14 protein-coding genes are annotated in these 15,766 nt (G+C 73.3%); 2 read left to right on the top strand and 12 right to left on the bottom strand.

Features of this window, described 5'->3' with window-relative positions:
• Nucleotides 1–140 precede the first annotated feature (140 nt).
• The 5 genes from ACFPZN_RS46895 to ACFPZN_RS46875 are packed head-to-tail and all read right to left on the bottom strand — an operon-like array spanning nucleotide 141 to nucleotide 5,520.
• On the bottom strand, nucleotides 141–617 hold the full coding sequence (locus ACFPZN_RS46895) for a hypothetical protein (protein WP_378289951.1): 477 nt from the start codon (nucleotides 615–617) through the stop codon (nucleotides 141–143).
• Nucleotides 614–1,327, bottom strand: coding sequence for an ABC transporter ATP-binding protein (locus ACFPZN_RS46890; protein ID WP_378289949.1), 714 nt, complete (start codon nucleotides 1,325–1,327; stop codon nucleotides 614–616). The genes ACFPZN_RS46895 and ACFPZN_RS46890 overlap by 4 nt, the downstream gene beginning before the upstream one ends.
• Nucleotides 1,324–2,052, bottom strand: coding sequence for an ABC transporter ATP-binding protein (locus ACFPZN_RS46885; RefSeq protein WP_378289947.1), 729 nt, complete (start codon nucleotides 2,050–2,052; stop codon nucleotides 1,324–1,326). Before ACFPZN_RS46885 ends, ACFPZN_RS46890 begins: the two co-directional genes overlap by 4 nt.
• Nucleotides 2,036–4,144 carry a branched-chain amino acid ABC transporter permease gene (locus ACFPZN_RS46880; protein WP_378289945.1) on the bottom strand — a complete coding sequence of 703 codons (2,109 nt, stop codon included), beginning with the start codon at nucleotides 4,142–4,144 and terminating at the stop codon, nucleotides 2,036–2,038. The genes ACFPZN_RS46885 and ACFPZN_RS46880 overlap by 17 nt, the downstream gene beginning before the upstream one ends.
• Entirely contained in the window at nucleotides 4,144–5,520 is a 1,377-nt protein-coding gene (locus ACFPZN_RS46875; RefSeq protein WP_378289943.1) for an ABC transporter substrate-binding protein, read from the bottom strand. Before ACFPZN_RS46875 ends, ACFPZN_RS46880 begins: the two co-directional genes overlap by 1 nt.
• 468 nt (nucleotides 5,521–5,988) lie before the next feature.
• Between ACFPZN_RS46875 and ACFPZN_RS46870 the strand changes: the two genes are divergently transcribed.
• Nucleotides 5,989–7,026, top strand: a complete 1,038-nt coding sequence (locus ACFPZN_RS46870; protein ID WP_378289941.1) for an NAD(P)H-dependent amine dehydrogenase family protein — start codon at nucleotides 5,989–5,991, stop codon at nucleotides 7,024–7,026.
• 62 nt (nucleotides 7,027–7,088) lie between these two features.
• Entirely contained in the window at nucleotides 7,089–7,928 is an 840-nt protein-coding gene (locus tag ACFPZN_RS46865) for an acyl-CoA thioesterase (protein WP_378289953.1), read from the top strand.
• A 51-nt stretch (nucleotides 7,929–7,979) separates the two neighbouring features.
• Here the strand turns inward: ACFPZN_RS46865 and ACFPZN_RS46860 are convergent, their stop codons facing one another.
• From ACFPZN_RS46860 to ACFPZN_RS46830, 7 genes are read right to left on the bottom strand one after another with little or no spacing between them, the layout of a single operon-like run.
• On the bottom strand, nucleotides 7,980–8,888 hold the full coding sequence (locus ACFPZN_RS46860; RefSeq protein ID WP_378289939.1) for an ArgK/MeaB family GTPase: 909 nt from the start codon (nucleotides 8,886–8,888) through the stop codon (nucleotides 7,980–7,982).
• On the bottom strand, nucleotides 8,885–10,039 hold the full coding sequence (locus ACFPZN_RS46855; protein WP_378289937.1) for a thiolase family protein: 1,155 nt from the start codon (nucleotides 10,037–10,039) through the stop codon (nucleotides 8,885–8,887). Before ACFPZN_RS46855 ends, ACFPZN_RS46860 begins: the two co-directional genes overlap by 4 nt.
• Nucleotides 10,032–11,480: a class I adenylate-forming enzyme family protein gene (locus tag ACFPZN_RS46850; RefSeq protein WP_378289935.1), complete on the bottom strand. Its 1,449-nt coding sequence runs from the start codon at nucleotides 11,478–11,480 to the stop codon at nucleotides 10,032–10,034. The genes ACFPZN_RS46855 and ACFPZN_RS46850 overlap by 8 nt, the downstream gene beginning before the upstream one ends.
• A gap of 9 nt (nucleotides 11,481–11,489) precedes the next feature.
• Nucleotides 11,490–12,248 (bottom strand): enoyl-CoA hydratase/isomerase family protein, encoded by a 759-nt coding sequence (locus ACFPZN_RS46845; protein ID WP_378289933.1) that lies wholly within the window; start codon nucleotides 12,246–12,248, stop codon nucleotides 11,490–11,492.
• A 10-nt stretch (nucleotides 12,249–12,258) separates the two neighbouring features.
• On the bottom strand, nucleotides 12,259–13,365 hold the full coding sequence (locus tag ACFPZN_RS46840) for an acyl-CoA dehydrogenase family protein (RefSeq protein ID WP_378289931.1): 1,107 nt from the start codon (nucleotides 13,363–13,365) through the stop codon (nucleotides 12,259–12,261).
• A complete protein-coding gene (locus tag ACFPZN_RS46835) occupies nucleotides 13,352–14,269 on the bottom strand; it encodes an acyl-CoA dehydrogenase family protein (protein WP_378289929.1) in 918 nt (305 codons plus the stop codon). The genes ACFPZN_RS46840 and ACFPZN_RS46835 overlap by 14 nt, the downstream gene beginning before the upstream one ends.
• Complete coding sequence (locus tag ACFPZN_RS46830) at nucleotides 14,247–15,662, bottom strand: class I adenylate-forming enzyme family protein (protein ID WP_378289927.1); 1,416 nt, start codon at nucleotides 15,660–15,662, stop codon at nucleotides 14,247–14,249. The genes ACFPZN_RS46835 and ACFPZN_RS46830 overlap by 23 nt, the downstream gene beginning before the upstream one ends.
• Nucleotides 15,663–15,766: the final 104 nt, after the last annotated feature.

Here is a 15,766-nt window from a genome sequence, read left to right as displayed (position 1 = left end):
GCGCGGCGCGTCGGCCTTGTAGCGCTCGGGCAGGTGGTTCACGAACATGTCGGGCGGTTCGATGATGTGGTCATCGACACTGATCAGGATCATGTCGTCGCGGTTCAACGACGCTTCCCTTCATCGAAGGCGGACAGGGTTCACCGGGACTCGGCGCCGGTGCCGGTCCCGGGGTCGTGCGGGGCGTCCTTCTCGAGCAGGCGGTCGCCGAGCAGGGTGAGGTCGTAGGACTGGCGGGCCATCCAGAACCGCAGGAAGCCGGTCAGGGAGTACCGCACGAAGAGCGCGGCGCCCGCCACGCTGCCGGCGACGCCGCCGATGGCGAGGGCGAGGGCGTCGCGCTGCACGAGCGGGTCGCGCGTGCTGTGCGACATGAAGAAGGCCACGATGCCGAGCACCGGACCGAGCGCCATCAGCACCGCGCCGAGGCGCAGCCAGAGTCCGGCCCGTGCGCTCGCCGGGTCGGGGATCTTCAGCTCGGCCAGCTCGCGGACGAAGCGGTCCGCACGGGCGTCGGACGCGCCGGCCGCGCCGGCCGCGCCCGCGGCCCCCGCCGGGGCGGTCGGAGCGGTGCCGGTCGAGGCGTTCTCGGACGAGGTCGTCTCCGTCGAGGTCATTGGGAACTCCCCAGGTAGAGGGCCGAAAGTTCGGTGCGCAACTCCTCGTCGGGATCGCCCTGCCGTTCGATCCGGCCGCGCACCAGGACGGCGGCGTGATCGGCGATGTCCAGGACGGCGGCCGCGAACTGCTCCACGACCAGCACGGCCACCCCCTGCCGGGCGATCTCGGTGACCTGCTCGTACAGCCGGCCGACGACCAGCGGGGCCAGGCCCATGGACAGTTCGTCCAGGAGCAGCACGGCCGGGTCGGTCGCCAGGCCGCGGGCCAGCGCGAGCATCTGCTGCTCGCCGCCGGAGAGGGTCCCCGCGGTCTGCCCGGCGCGCTTGGCCAGGACGGGGAACCGGGCGAACGCGACCTCCTCCACCTCGTCCCGGCTGCGGCCGGTGAAGGTCATCATGAGGAGGTTGTCGCGGACCGACAGGTTGGGGAACACGCCCCGCCCCTCGGGGATCAGGCAGACCCCCTTGCGGGCCAGGTCGTGCGGGGCGGCGCCGGTCATGTCCCGGCCCCCCATCAGGAGGGTGCCGGACGAGGGCGGATGGATCCCCGCCGCGACCCGCAGCGTGGTGGTCTTGCCGGCGCCGTTGGGGCCGAGCAGGGCCACCACCTGTCCGGCGGAGACGGCCAGGTCCACCCCGTGCAGGACGGTGATCTGCTCGTAGGCGGCGCGCACGGCGCGCAGTTCGAGCAGGGGACGGTCGTTCACGCGTCCTCCCCCAGGTAGGCCGCCAGGACCTTCTCGTCGCGGCGGATCTCCGCGGGCGGGCCGACCGCGATGACCTTGCCGAGGTCGAGCACGTGCACCTCGTCGCACACGCTCATGACCAGGCCCATGTCGTGCTCGACCAGCACGACGGCGGTGCCGTCGCCGGCCAGCGAGCGCAGCAGGGCGGCGAACCGCTCGGTCTCCTCGCCGTCCTGCCCGGCGGCCGGCTCGTCGAGGAGCAGCAGCCGGGGCCGGACCGCCATCGCCCGGCCCACCTCGACCAGCCGGGCGACCCCGGTCGGCAGCGTGTCGGCGGGGCTGTCGGCGGATCCGGCCAGGTCGAGCCGGTCGAGGATCTCGGTGACGGCGCGCTCGGCGCGCCGCCGCTCGGGCCCCAGCTCCGCGGCGACCAGCAGGTTGTCGCGGACGCTCAGCCGGCCGAACAGCTCCAGCCGCTGGAACGTCCGGGCCAGCCCGAACCGGGCCCGGCGCATGGGGCCCAGCCGGGTCACGTCGCGGCCGTCCATGAGCACCCGCCCGGCGGACGGCTTGCGCAGCCCGCACACGACGTCGAACAGGGTGCTCTTGCCGGCCCCGTTGGGCCCGATCAGCCCGGTGATCCGGCCCTTCTCGGCGGTCATGGCGACCCCGTCCAGGGCCCGGTTGCCCCCGAAGGAGACCACGACCCCGCGCGCTTCCAGCGCCACGCTATCCGGCGACGGCACGGGCCAGCACCTCCCCGTCCTCCCGGCGCCAGGGGCGCCGCACGCCCCACCACTCGACGGGGACCTCCGGCTCGGCCGGGGTCGCCTCCCGCCGCCTGGCGTAGACCTGCACGATGTGCGCCCCGACCAGCAGGGCGATGAACAGCGTCCAGCCGTTGACCAGGCCGCCGAGGTGCAGCAGCCAGCCGGCCGCGACCAGGCCGAGCAGCGCGGTGACCGCGGCCCGGCTCCTGCCGAGCGGCTCCCATCCGGCCCGCATCATGGGCAGCACGCCGTCGGGGTGGCGGCTGACCGCGATCCCGATCGTGGCGGGCAGCAGCCCGATCGGGTTGATGGTCCACGGGGCCACGCCGACCAGTACCTGCGGGCCGACGGTGGACGCCCCGGAGAACATGCCGTTCCCGACCCGGCCCAGACCGCCGATCACCGCGACCAGGAAGATCGGCAGACCGGCCACCAGGTTGAAGTTCTCGGCGGTGACCGACCGCAGGTGCATCCCGTACAGGGCGCCGCCGAGCCCGGCCAGGCCCGCCGACAGCGAGAACACCATCAGCTTGGCCAGCAGCAGGTTGCCGCCGAGGGTGGCGTAGGCGGCCTCGCTGTCGCGCAGCGCGATCAGCCGGCGCCCGAACGGGCCGCGGCGCAGCGCCGCCACCCCGAGCACGGCCAGCGCCAGGACCACCGCGGAGACCATCATGATCTCCCGCGTCTCGTCCGCCCGGAACCCGAACAGCCGCGGCCCGGCCATCTCCACCGAGCCCTGCTGGAACAGCGCGATCCGCACCCCGAACAGCTCGAACGAGGGCAGCGTGAAGATCCACCGGTCGAGGATGATGGTGAAGGCGGTGGTGCCCAGCGCCAGGTACACGCCCGACAGGCGCAGCGCCGGCAGCGCGATCAGCGCGCCGACGACCGCCGACACCAGGACCGCGGCGCCCAGCGCCCACACCTCGCCGTTGGCGCCGAGCTGCGCCCACACGATCGCGCCGATCCCCGCGATGCTGAACTGGCACAGCGAGACCTGGCCCGCGTACCCGGTCAGCGGCACGAACGAGAGCGCGACGATGCCGAGCGCGAACATCGACCCGTAGGTGATGGCCTGCTCGTCGCCCAGCGTCGTGGCCAGGAACAGGCCGCCGGCGACGATGCATCCGGCGAACACCGCCGTGCCGCGCGCCGGCGGCACCGGCACCTGGATCAGCTTGCGGTCCCGGCCGCGCAACCGCCGGTGCGGGAACAGCAGCAGCACCGCGAACAGCAGCAGCGCGGGCGCGGCCAGCCGCAGCCCCGGCAGGAAGTCGTTCTGCGGCAGGTAGCCGGTGAGGTAGCTCTCGGTGCAGCCGACGACGACCGCGCCGAGGAAGGTGAGCGGCAGGCTGCGCAGCCGGCCGAAGATGGCGGCGGCGTAGGCGCTGACGATCAGCAGCGAGAGCTGCTGGGCGTCCAGCGCGACGGTCGGCGCGATGAGGATGCCGCCGATCGCCGCGAGCTGGGTGCCGAGCATCCACGCGACGCGGTTCGCCCGGACCGGGTCGGCGCCGGTGAGCCCGACCAGCGCCCGGTCGTCGACGGTCGCCCGCATCTCCGCGCCGGTGCGCGTCCGGTTCAGCAGCGCCCACAGCGCGACCGCCACCGCCACCGCGACGATCATGGTGATGGCCTGGTGCCAGGTGACCACGGCCGGGCCGATGCGGATCGGCGGCCGGTCGACGAAGAACGGCGACAGCGGCCGGGCCTCGTTGGGGTCCCAGACCCAGCGCGCCAGCGCGATGAACCCGCTCAGCAGCGCGATCGTGATCACCAGGCGCTGCGCGTCGCCCAGGGCCTGGGCCTCCCGCAGGACGAAACGTTCCAGCAGGAGCCCGAAGACGGGGGCGATCACGAGCAGCACCAGCGCCAGGGCCAGCCAGACCGGCAGGCCCCACCCGACGGCGAGCTGCCAGTAGGCGAAGGCCGCCAGCATGCCGGTCGCCCCGTGGGCGAAGTTGAACACGCCGGTGGTGGTGTAGGTGAGCACCAGACCGCTGCCGATGACGGCATAGATCGCGGCGGTGCTCAACCCCACCACACCGAAAGCGAGGAACTGCTCCATTACTTGACGTCGCCCGGGCTCTTGCCGACGGCGGCGAGGGTCACCGGCTTGGGGTACGTGCCGGTGTACTTGTAGGCGGGCGCGTCACAGCGGTAGGTGCCGCTGTCGGGCTTGAAGTCGGCGGCCTCGAAGCCCTTCGACGTCGCCTTGACTGCGTTCCAGCACTTGAGCGGGGTGTCCTTCTTGGACAGGTCCACGGGGGCGATGAGGCCGCCCGCGGTCCACCGCGTCTCCTTCTGGGCCGCCTCGACGACGCACTTGCGGGTGAGGGCGTCACCGCAGCTCGCGGCCGCCTTGGCGAACAGCAGCCAGGTCGAGAACGCGCGCAGGGCCGGCTGCGTCGGCTCCTTGCCGGGGGCGTACTTCTTGAACAGGTCGACGAACTGCTGGGTGGCCGGGTTGCCCGCGGCGTTCTCCAGCGGGTACATGCCGCTGAGGTCGAGCAGCACGTTCTGGTAGTCGAGCGTCTTGCCGGCGACCTTGACGAACGTGGAGCTGTAGGCGTTGGCGTTGGCGTCGATCCACTCGAGCTTGTAGTTGATGTTGGTCAGCGCCTGCATGAGCTTGGCGAGGCTGTTGAAGTCGCCGTAGAACACCAGGCCCTTGACGCCCTTGTTCTTGATGGACTGCGCGTAGGGGGTCCAGTCCGCGACGCCCCCGGCCGGGTGGAGGTCGCTGTAGACGACCTTGCCGCCGGCCGCGGTGATGCTCTCCTTGCCCTGCTCGGTGAGGATCTTGGGGCCGGGGCTGTCACCGGTGATGGTGCCGATGGCGCTCGCCGAGGACGGGTACGCCTCCTTCAGCAGCCACCGCCAGAAGCCCTCGTACCGGTTGTAGGAGTGGCCCGCGCCCAGCGGGTAAACCTGCAGGTCCGAGCCGTTGGCCTCGTGCTGGACGGTCTGGCCGGGGAAGTCGGGCAGCAGGCACGACAGGCGCTCCTTGACGCCCGTGCCGTCGAACGCGGAACCGCCGCCGACCAGCGCGAAGTCCTCGCGGCAGGCCTCCAGCACCCGCTGGCGGACCTCGAACAGCTTGGCGTCGCGGGTCTTGGAGACGATCTTGCGGCCGTTGATGCCTCCGGCCTCGTTGCACCAGGACGTGAACACCTTGGCGGTGTCGACGTACTCCGACTTCTTGGTGAAGCCCATGTCGGTCAGGGTCCCGACCGTGATGGTGTCGACGGTGACGCCCTGGGCCGGGGAGCTCTTCGCGTCGCCCTTGTTGCAGATGCGCTTGAGGTCGCCGAAGTCGAAGGACACGGCCTTGGCGGGCTCGGCGCCGCCGGGCGACTCTTCCGTACTGGACCCGCTGCGGCCGCAGCCTGCGGCCAGCAGCGCGACCGCTATGAGGGCGGCGAGGCTTCTCTGCGGTTTCACGATTTCCTCCTCGGTACTGCCCCCGGCCGGTGGTGGGTCAGACGATCACCACGTGTGCTCCGTCGTCCCGTGAACCCCTCCCGGGCGACCGGTGACCGGCGGGCGGGTCCAGGGGTGGTGGACCGGTGCCCGTCGACGGGGTTCGGGGGGCGGAGCGGTGACGGCGGCCTGCTGGACCGAACGGCCTTGGCCCTGTGACGGCCGTGACCTCGCCTTCGTGTCCCATCAGGCAGGCTCCTCTCGGTATGAGGAAACTAGCTTTTCAAATGACGAGAATCAACAGTGCATTTAGAAGAACGATGATCGACCTGTGCCGGAACCGGTCACCGGCCCCCGACCGCCCCCGAATCCCCCCGCCGCCCGCCGGGGAGTCGCTCATCGCCGCCCGGGCCGTCCGCACCCGCCTGGCGGTATTGACCATCTCGGTTGCGAAGAATAGCGTTCTCGCGAGGTAGATCGGGAGGATCCATGACCCAGGCACGCCTGAACGTCGTCCAGTGGGCCACCGGGAACATCGGGACCCGCGCGCTCCGCGGCGTCATCGAGCATCCCGCCCTCAATCTGGCGGGGCTGTACGTCCACTCGGAGGACAAGGACGGCGCCGACGCCGGGACCCTGTGCGGGCTCGGCAAGACCGGGGTCACGGCGACCCGGAGCATCGAGGACGTCCTCGACCTGGGCGCCGACTGCGTCCTCTACATGCCCCGGGCGTGCGACTACGACGAGGTCTGTCGGCTGCTGGAGGCGGGGACGAACATCGTCACGACCAGGGGCGAGTTCCACCGGCCCGCCAGCATGAAGCCCGCCTTCCGGGAACGGGTCGAGGCCGCCTGCGAGAAGGGCGGCACCTCCATCCACAGCACCGGGAGCAGCCCCGGGTTCATCAGCGAGGCCGTCCCGCTCGTGCTGTCCTCCATCCAGCGGCGGCTCGACTCCCTGACGATCAGCGAGTTCGCCGACCTCTCCCGGCGCGACTCCCCCGGCCTGCTCTTCGAGGTGATGGGCTTCGGCAGGCCGCCCGCCGACTTCGACGAGCGCCGGCTGTCCCACGGGCGGGTCAGCTTCGGCCCCTCGCTGGAGCTGGTCGCCGACGCCCTGGGGACGCCGCTGGACGCGATCGAGGCGAGCGGCGAGGTCGCGGTGACGCCGCGCGAGGTCACCATCGCCGCCGGCACCCTGAAGGCCGGCACCGTGGCGGCGCAGCGGCTGACGGTGTCGGGCCTGCGCGACGGCCGCGCGGTGCTGCGCTTCCGCGCCCTGTGGTACTGCACCCCCGACCTCGACCCGGCCTGGGACGTCCGCGACACCGGATGGCACGTCGACGTCCAGGGGGACGCGCCGCTCGACATCGACATGCGCTTCCCCGTGCCGCTGGAGCGGATGGCCGAGACCTCGCCCGGCTACACCGCGAACCGCGCCGTCAACGCCGTGCCCTTCGTGTGCGCGGCCGCACCGGGCATCCGCACGACCATCGACCTCCCGCAGATCCACGCCGTCCTCGGCTGAGCGCGGGCCCCGCCCCCACCGCCCCCGTATCCCCTCTCCCGCCCGGAGCGTTTGTGAACGACATGTGGAACGACCTGCTCGACTGCCTCGACCTGCACGACCTCACCCCGGGAGAGGCGTCCCCCGACCCCTCGCGCGAGGACGGCAAGGGCCCCGCGCTCACGGTCTTCGAGGGCCGCAACCAGAAGCTGAGCTACCACCGCGTCTTCGGCGGCCAGATCCTGGCCCAGTTCGCGCGGGCCGCCGCGCTCGTCACTCCCGGCAAGGCCGTCAAGTCGCTGCACGTCCTCTTCCCCCGGGCGGGCCGGTCCGACGAGCCCATCCGGTTCGAGGTCGAGCGCCACCACGAGGGCGGCACCTTCGCCACCCTGGGCATCACCGCCCGGCAGTCGAAGGGCGTCGTGGCCACCGCCTCGGTGTCGCTGCACTCGGCGGAGGACGGGCCGGACCACCAGACCGTCCCGGCGGCCTCCGGCCCGATCGGCGAGGAGCACCGGGCCGACTTCGACCTGATCCCGTGGGAGACCCGGGCGGACGTCGACCTGAACTCCCCGAAGTCGTCCCCGCCGCAGCTGGACGTCTGGATGAAGACCCCGCCGGTCGGCGCCGAGTTCGCCCCGGGGCTGACCGCCTACGCGACCGATCTGAACCTCATCGGCACGGCGCTGCTCCCCGTCGAGAACGTGAGCCAGCGGGACGCGCAGAAGGCGTTCACCTCCGCCGTCACCTCGCACACCCTCTGGTTCCACCGGCCGTTCCGCTGCGACGAATGGCTGCTGCTCCGCCAGCACAGCCCGATCCTGGCCCACGGCCGCTGCTTCGGGCGCGGCGACGTCCTCACCGCGGACGGCGGCCTCGTCGCCTCCTTCGCGCAGGAGGCCCTCCTGCGGTTCGCCGAGTAGACCTCAGCGGCGCGCCGAAGAGGCCGCCGCGCGGTCTTCCGGGGGCTCCGGTCAGCCGGACGCCCCCGGAGGGCCGCCGAACAGGCGGTCGACCGCGGCGTAGGGATCGCAGTCCCCGTCGGCGACGGCGCCCGCCAGGTCCGCCAGGGCCGGATGGGCGCGCAGGCGGGTCTGGGCCAGCGAGAGGATCTGGGCGCGGGCGCGGGCCGTGCGGCGCTCGCGGGTGTCGGCACGGTGGTGGGCGTCGATCGCCTCGACCAGCTCCGGGATCCCCTCGCCCTTCGAGGCGACCAGGGTGAGCACCGCGGCCCCGGTCTCGTTGCGCAGGTCGCGGACGGTCTGCGAGGCCCCGTCGCGGTCGGCCTTGTTGACCACGAGCAGGTCGGCGACCTCCAGCAGGCCCGCCTTGGCGGCCTGGACGGCGTCCCCGGCCCCGGGCGCCAGCACCACGATGGCGGGATCGGCGACGGCGGCGATCTCGATCTCCGACTGCCCCACGCCGACCGTCTCCAGCAGGACCAGGTCGTAGGAGAGCGCCGCCAGCACCCGCACGGCCGCCGGCACCGCCGCCGCCAGCCCGCCCAGGTGGCCGCGGGCGGCCAGGGAGCGGATCAGCACGCCGGGGTCGGTCGTGTGCGCCGCCATCCGGATCCGGTCGCCCAGCAGGGCGCCGCCGCTGTACGGCGAGGACGGGTCCACGGCCAGCACCGCGACCCGCAGGTCCCGCTCCCGGTAGGCCCCGACGAGCGCCGCGATCGTCGTCGACTTGCCGGCGCCCGGCGGCCCCGTCACCCCGGCGACGCGCACCGGGGCGACCGGGCCGAGGGCGTCCAGCACCTCCTGGCGCCGGTCGCCCTCGACCAAGCTGAGCAGCCGGCCGGCCGAGCGGACCGATCCGCCGCGCGCCGCGGCGAGCAGGTCCGGAACCGACGCGGGCGCCGCCCGGCCGGGCCGGCTCACGGGGCCGGGACCTCGATGACCGTGGCCGAGCCCATGCCGCCGCCGGCGCACATGGCCGCCACGCCGATGCCGCCGCCGGTGCGGCGCAGCTCGTGCACGAGCGTGACCAGCATCCGGGCGCCGGTGGCGGCGACCGGGTGGCCCAGGCCGCAGCCGCTGCCGTTGACGTTGACCCGCTCGGGGTCGATGCCCAGCAGGCCGATGGTGGCCACGCACATCGCGGCGAACGCCTCGTTGATCTCGAACAGGTCGACGTCGGACAGCGACAGCCCGGCGCGCTTGAGCGCCTTGGGGATGGCCTTCACCGGGGCCAGTCCCGTCTCGGCCGGGTCGACGCCGACCGACGCCCACGACCGGACGGTGGCCAGCGCGGGCAGCCCCTCGCGCTCGGCGAGCCGGTCACTGGCCACGACCAGCGCCGCCGCGCCGTCGTTGGACCCGCAGGCGTTGCCCGCGGTGATGCTGAACCCCTCGATCTCCGGGTGCAGCGGCTTCAGCGCGGCCAGCTTCTCCATGCTGGTGCCGCGGCGCGGGTGCTCGTCGACCTCGAAGAGGCCGTGCGGGGTCTCGATCGGCACGACCTCGTTCTTGAAGCGGCCCTCGTCGATGGCCCGCACGGCGTTGCGGTGCGAGCGCAGCGCCCAGGCGTCCATCTCGGCGCGGGTCACGCCCGCCTTCACGGCCGCGTTCCAGCCCACCGTGATCGACATGTCGAGGTTGGGCGCGTCCGGCCGGTCGGGGTGGGTCGGCGGGTTCCACGGCTCGGCCCACTCCCCGTCGATCCTGAACTTGGACTTGGGCGAGGTCGACGCCGAGTTCACCCCGCCCGCGATGACGAGCTCGTCCATCCCGGCGCGGATGCTCGCGGCGGCGCCCTGGACGGCGGCCTGGCCCGCGGCGCAGTGCCGGTTGTGGGCCAGCCCGGCCACCGAGGTGAGCCCGGCGGTCACCGCGGCGTGCCGGGCGATGACACCGCCGCCGTAGAGGCCCTCGCCCAGGATCACGTCGTCGACCGACTCCGGGTCGAGCCCCGAGGCGGCGGCGGTGACCACGTGGTGGGCGAGGTCGTAGGCGGTGGTGTCCCGCAGGGTCCCCTTGAACGCGGTGCCGATGGGGGTCCGCAGGGCGGAGACGATGACGGCGTCAGGCATGGGTGTTCTCCAGTTCGGCCTGCAGGACGCGGCGCAGGATCTTTCCGGTCTCGGTCTTGGGCAGTTGCTCGCGGAAGACGACGGTGTCCGGCGTCTTGGAGGAGCGGAGCCGCTCCCTGACCCAGCGCCGGATCTCCTCCGGCTCGGCGTCGCCCGCGACGACCGCGACGAGCCGCTGGCCCCACTCGGGATCGGCGACGCCGACCACCGCGGCCTCCTGGATCGCGGGGTGGTCCAGGATGACGTCCTCGATCTCCGCGGGGGCGATGTTCTCGCCGCCCCGGATGATGGTGTCGTCGGCCCGGCCCTCGATGAACAGGTAGCCGCCCTCGTCGAGCCGCCCCCGGTCCCGGGTCGCGAACCAGCCGTCGGCGTCCAGGACGGTGCGCCCGCCGTACTCGCCGGAGATCTGCTCGCCGCGCACGAACACCAGCCCGGTCTCCCCCGCCGGGAGCGGCGCGCCGTCCTCGTCGCGGACCTGGAACTCCACGCCGGGCAGCGCCCGGCCCACCGACGCCAGTCGGGCGCGGATCGCCGGGTCGTCCGACGCCAGCGACTTGCGGTGGTCGCCCGGCCCGAGGACGGCCACCGAGGAGGCCGTCTCCGTGAGCCCGTAGGCGTTGACGAACCCCGTCCCGGGGAACACCCGCAGCGCCCGCTCCAGGACCGGGCGCGGGGTGCGCGCCCCTCCGTAGGCGAGGCTGCGCAGGGTCGGCGCGCCGGCGTCGTCGCCGTCCACCTCGGCGACAATGCGCGCCAGCATGGTCGGCACGAGCAGCGCGTGCGTGATCCGCTCGCGCCGGACGGTCTCCAGCCACTCCCCGGCGTCGAACGCCGGCATGTAGACGACCCGGCGCCCCGTGTAGAGGTTGGTCAGGAAGTTGGCCAGCCCGGCGACGTGGTAGGGCGGCACCGCCACCAGCGCCGCCTCCTCCTCGGCCGCAGAGGCGTGCTCCAGGGTGTTGAGCACGTACGCGAGCAGGTGCTTGTGCCGCAGCACCGCGGCCTTCGGGGCCGCGGTCGTCCCGCTGGTGTAGAGGAGCACCGCGACGTCGTCGCCGGCCGGTTCCGCCCCGGGCGTCTCGCCCTCACCGGGGCCACCGGGCTCCAGAAGCGCCGGGTCGATGAGGGCGTCCAGGTCGGCCGGGCCAAGCTCCAGCGCCCCGGGATGGCGTCCCCGCAGGTCGGCCAGCTGCTCCTCGCCGAGCCGGTAGTTGAGGGGGACGAACGGGACGCCCGCCAGCACCGCGCCGAACAGGGCGACGGGATAGGCCGGATGGTTGGCGCCCAGGTAGAGGACGGCCGGGCGGCCCTCGAACCGGCGCGCGGCGGCGCGGGCGAGGGTCCGCAGCTGCGACGCGGTGAGCGAGCGGTCCCCGAACGTCACCGCCACCCGGTCGCCCGCCGAGATCGCCATCTCGAGGATCTTGCAGATGGACATGGGCGATCCTCAGGCCTTGCCGGCGTTGAGCTCGGCGACGATCGCCCGGAAGTCCTCGCTCTGGAAGGACATCTCCTCGGCGGTCGTGGCGAAGTCGAGGGAGGCCAGCACGGCGCGTTCGACCTGGAGGTTGAACAGCCGCTTGGTGTTCTCGACCGCCTGCCGCGGCAGCTTGGCGATCCGCTCGGCGCACGCCACGGCCTCGGCCAGCGGGTCGGCCACGATGTGGTTGGCCAGCCCCATCTCCAGGGCGCGCTCGGCCTTGATGCGGGCGCCGGTGAAGGCGTACTCCTTGGCCCAGTGCATGCTGGTGTGCAGCGGCCAGGTGAGCGGGCCGCCGTCGGCCGCGACCAGGCCGACCTGCACGTGCGGGTCGGCGAGGTAGGCCTTCTCACCGATGTACACGACGTCGCTGAGCGCGACCAGGCTGCAGCCGAGCCCGACGGCCGGGCCGTTGACGGCGGCGACCACCGGGATCCGGCAGCGGACCATGCCCAGGACCAGCTCCCGGCCGTGGGCGATGCTCTTGGCCCGCAGGTCGGCGTCCTGGCGCAGCTCCTCCAGGTAGGCGAAGTCCCCGCCGGCCGAGAACGCCCTGCCGTTGCCGGTGATCACGGCGGCGCGGGCGTCCCGGTCCTCGTTCAGCTGCGGCCACAGCTTGGCGAGCCCGCTGTGGAGGGCGTCGTTGACGGAGTTGAGGGAGTCGGGGCGGTTCAGGGTGATGATCCGCAGCGGGCCCTCCGCGCGGACCTCGATCTCTTCTGGCATGCCGTACATGTCAGGCCCCCAATCCCAGGATCCGCGACGCGATGATGTTCTTCTGGATCTGCGACGTCCCGCCCATCACGCTCTGGGCGCGGCTGTAGAGGTAGGAGTTCAGCAGCTCGGGGTCGCGGCTCCCGCCCACGGCCAGCGCCGCGTGCCCGACCGACTGCTCGACCCAGGTCATCAGCAGCTTGTCCAGCGAGCCGTCGGGGCCGTGCTCGACCCCGTCCAGCCGCTCGGACAGCCGCCGCCGCACGTGCAGGCGGAGCATCTCGGTCTGCACCGCGGCCCAGGCCAGCTCCTCGCGGACGGTCCCGTTCGCCCCGCCCGCGGCCTGCGTCCGGGACGCCAGCTCGCGGACGAGCTTGCCGTACCGGGCCGAGAAGCCCAGCTCCGCGGGCTCGCGCTCGTGCCCGACGACCGTCATCGCCAGCGCCCAGCCCTCGCCCGGGACACCGACCATCTGGTCGGCCGGCACCCGCGCCCCGTCGAACAGGACCTGCCCGAACTCGGTGGTCACCCCGTTGATCATCTGCAGCGGGCGCTGCTCGATGCCCGGCTGGTGCATGTCGACGATGAACGCCGAGATGCCCTTGTGCCGCTTCACGTCGGGGTCGGTCCTGGCCAGCAGCAGGCACCAGTCGGCCACGTCGGAGTAGCTCGTCCAGATCTTGTGGCCGTGCAGGACGTACTCGTCGCCCTCGCGGGTCGCCGCCGTCTTCAGCGACGCCAGGTCCGAGCCGGCTCCGGGCTCGCTGAACCCCTGGCACCAGCGCTCGGTCCCGTTGATCATGCCGGGCAGGAACCGCCTGCGCAGCTCCTCGCTGCCGTGCCGCCCCAGACCCTGCACCAGGTACCCCAGGCTGGGCCGCGGCGGGGCGCCCGCGCGGGCCAGCTCCTCGTCGAGGATGACGTCGTAGACCGAGGGCAGCTCGTACCCCCCGTACTCACGGGGCCACGACAGGCCGAAGAAGCCCGCGTCGTACAGCGCCCGGTGCCATTCGCCCTGCCGCCTCCAGTAGTCGTCCCCCGAGGTGGGGAACGTCCCGGCCCGCTCGCCCAGCCAGGCGCGCAGGCGGTCCCGGAAGGCCGACTCCTCCGGCGAGTCACGAAAGTCCAAGATCGATCTCCTCCAGGGCCACGGGGAACAGGTCGGCGGACGTCAGCGCCCGCCTCAGGTGCACATGGGCCAGGCACTCCCAGGTGTTGCCGATCCCGCCGTGCACCTGCACGGAGGTCTCGCAGATGGTCCGGGCGGCGCGGGCGCAGTACAGCTTGGCGACGCGGGCGGCCCGGACCGCCTCGTCCGGCTCCAGCTCGTCGACCGCCCAGGCCGCGTGCCGCAGGACGCTCACCGAGCCCTCGATGAGCGCGAGTCCCTCGGCCAGCATGTGCCCGATGGCCTGGTACGAGCCGATCGTGCTGCCGTACTGCTCGCGCACCTTGGCGTAGTCGACGGCGAGCGCGTGCGCGCCGCGGGCGGCTCCGAGCAGGTCCGCGCACGTCGTGACGAGCGCCAGCGCCCGCCACCGGGCGGCGTCCCCGGCGCTCAGCTCGCCGGCCGGCTCGAGCGGGCCGGTCACCTCGGCGGACCGCCGGGTGAGGTCGGCGCCGGGGAGGGCGGCGCCGACCCGGCCGGAGGAGATCCGGTTCCCGGTGAGCGCCAGGGCCCGGTCGATCCCGCGGGCGTCGAACGCCTCGGTGCCGGCCCCCTCGACCTCCACCGCGATCGTCGGCGAGCCGGGGCCGCCGGCGGCCGCGCCCAGCGCGTCGGCCAGCACGGGGCCCAGCAGCGGGACGTCGACCAGCCCGCGGCCGAACTCCTCGGCGACGATCGCCACCTCCACGCCGGACGCCCCGTCGGAGCGGAGCGTCCGCCATCCGGTGGCGGCGACCGCCTTCTCCAGCCGCTGCACGCGGTCGGTGTCGTCCAGGTCGAGGACCGATCCGGGGCCCAGCTCGTCGGCGAGCCTGGCGGCCGCCTCCCGCAGCTCCCGTTGTTCAGTCGTCAGACGCGCGTCCATGACGCTCCTTGAGTACTCGGCGCAGCACCTTGCCGGAGGGCAGGCGGGGGATCTCGGGCACGAACACCACCCGGCGGGGGCGCTTGTAGGAGGCCAGCCGGTCGCCGACGCGCCCGATGAGCTCGGCGGACCCGACCGGCCGGTGGACGGAGACGGCGGCCACGATCGCCTCCCCGTCGGCGGCGTCGGGGACTCCGAACACCGCGCAGTCGGCGACGTCCGGATGGTCGTGCAGGACGGCCTCCACCTCGGCGGGCGCGACCTGGAAACCCCGAACCTTGATCATTTCCTTGGACCGGTCGGTCAGCCGGAGCCAGCCGCCGTCGTCGATGTGGCCGACGTCGCCGGTCCGGTACCAGCCGTCGTCGAACGCCTCCGCCGTCGCCGCCTCGGGCAGGTACCCGGCCATGAGGGACTCGGCCCTGGCCTGGATCTCCCCGGTCTCGCCCGGCCCGACCGGTTCCCCGGTCGCCAGGGACACCACGCGCAGGCTCACGCCGGGCGCGGCCCGGCCCGCGCTGTCCAGCCGCGCCCCCTCGACGGGGTTGCAGGTGATGACGGGCAGCTCGCTGGCGCCGTAGGCGGGGACCCAGCGGACCCCGGTCCGGCGGGTGACGGTCTCGGCGACGCTCGCGGTCACCGGGGTGGCGCCCCACATGATGTAGCGCAGCGAGGACAGGTCGTAGGACTCCAGCTCGGGGTGCGAGGCCAGCGCGAGCGCGATCGGCGCGACCGCCATCTCCACCGTGATCCGGTCGGCCTCGATGTGGTGGAGCATCCGCTCCAGGTCGAAGCGGCGGTGCAGCCGCATCCAGGTGCCGGTCTCCAGCGCCGTGACGATGTTCAGCAGGCCCAGGATGTGCGAGGGCGGGGTGGTGATCTGGATGCGGTCGCGCTCGGTCAGGCCAAGCGCGTCCCGCCAGTGCGCGACGGCCACGCCGAACGAGGCGTGGGTGTGGCGGACCGCCTTGGGGAGCCCGGTCGTCCCCGAGCTGAACACCAGCACGGCGTCCGCCCGCGGGTCGGGCGGGTCGTAGGCCCCGCGCGCCGGCTCGACCGGCTCGACCGGGTCGTCCAGGTGCAGCATCGGCATCAGGCCGGCCAGCACCGGATGGTCGCCGACGGCGTACCGGGGCCCGGTGACGGCCAGGGCGTGCTCGGCCTCCCGCTCCTTCCAGGCCGGGCTGAGCAGGACGACGGCCGCGCCCAGCCGCCAGATCGCCAGGACCGCCGAGACGAACTCCGGGCGGTTGGAGGACATGAGCGCGACCCGGTCGCCCGCCCGCACCCCGCCGTCCGCCAGCGTCCGGGCCAGCCCGCCGGCCAGCGCCTCCAGCCGCCCCCTGCCGTACTCGCGGTCCTCGAAGACGAGGGCGGTTCTCTCACTCGCCATGAGAAGCTCCCATCTCCGCAGCGGAAATTATGTTCTCACATTACTAGAGTCATGATTCTCATCGCGGGCCGGGCCCGGTCCACCGGCCCGGGCCCGCGGTGCCC

Origin of the sequence: Actinomadura rugatobispora (assembly GCF_042656285.1) — a bacterium.
Lineage (GTDB): Bacteria > Actinomycetota > Actinomycetes > Streptosporangiales > Streptosporangiaceae > Spirillospora > Spirillospora rugatobispora.
Note: the sequence above shows the minus strand (reverse complement) of the source record. Positions and strands in the feature narration are given on the sequence as shown.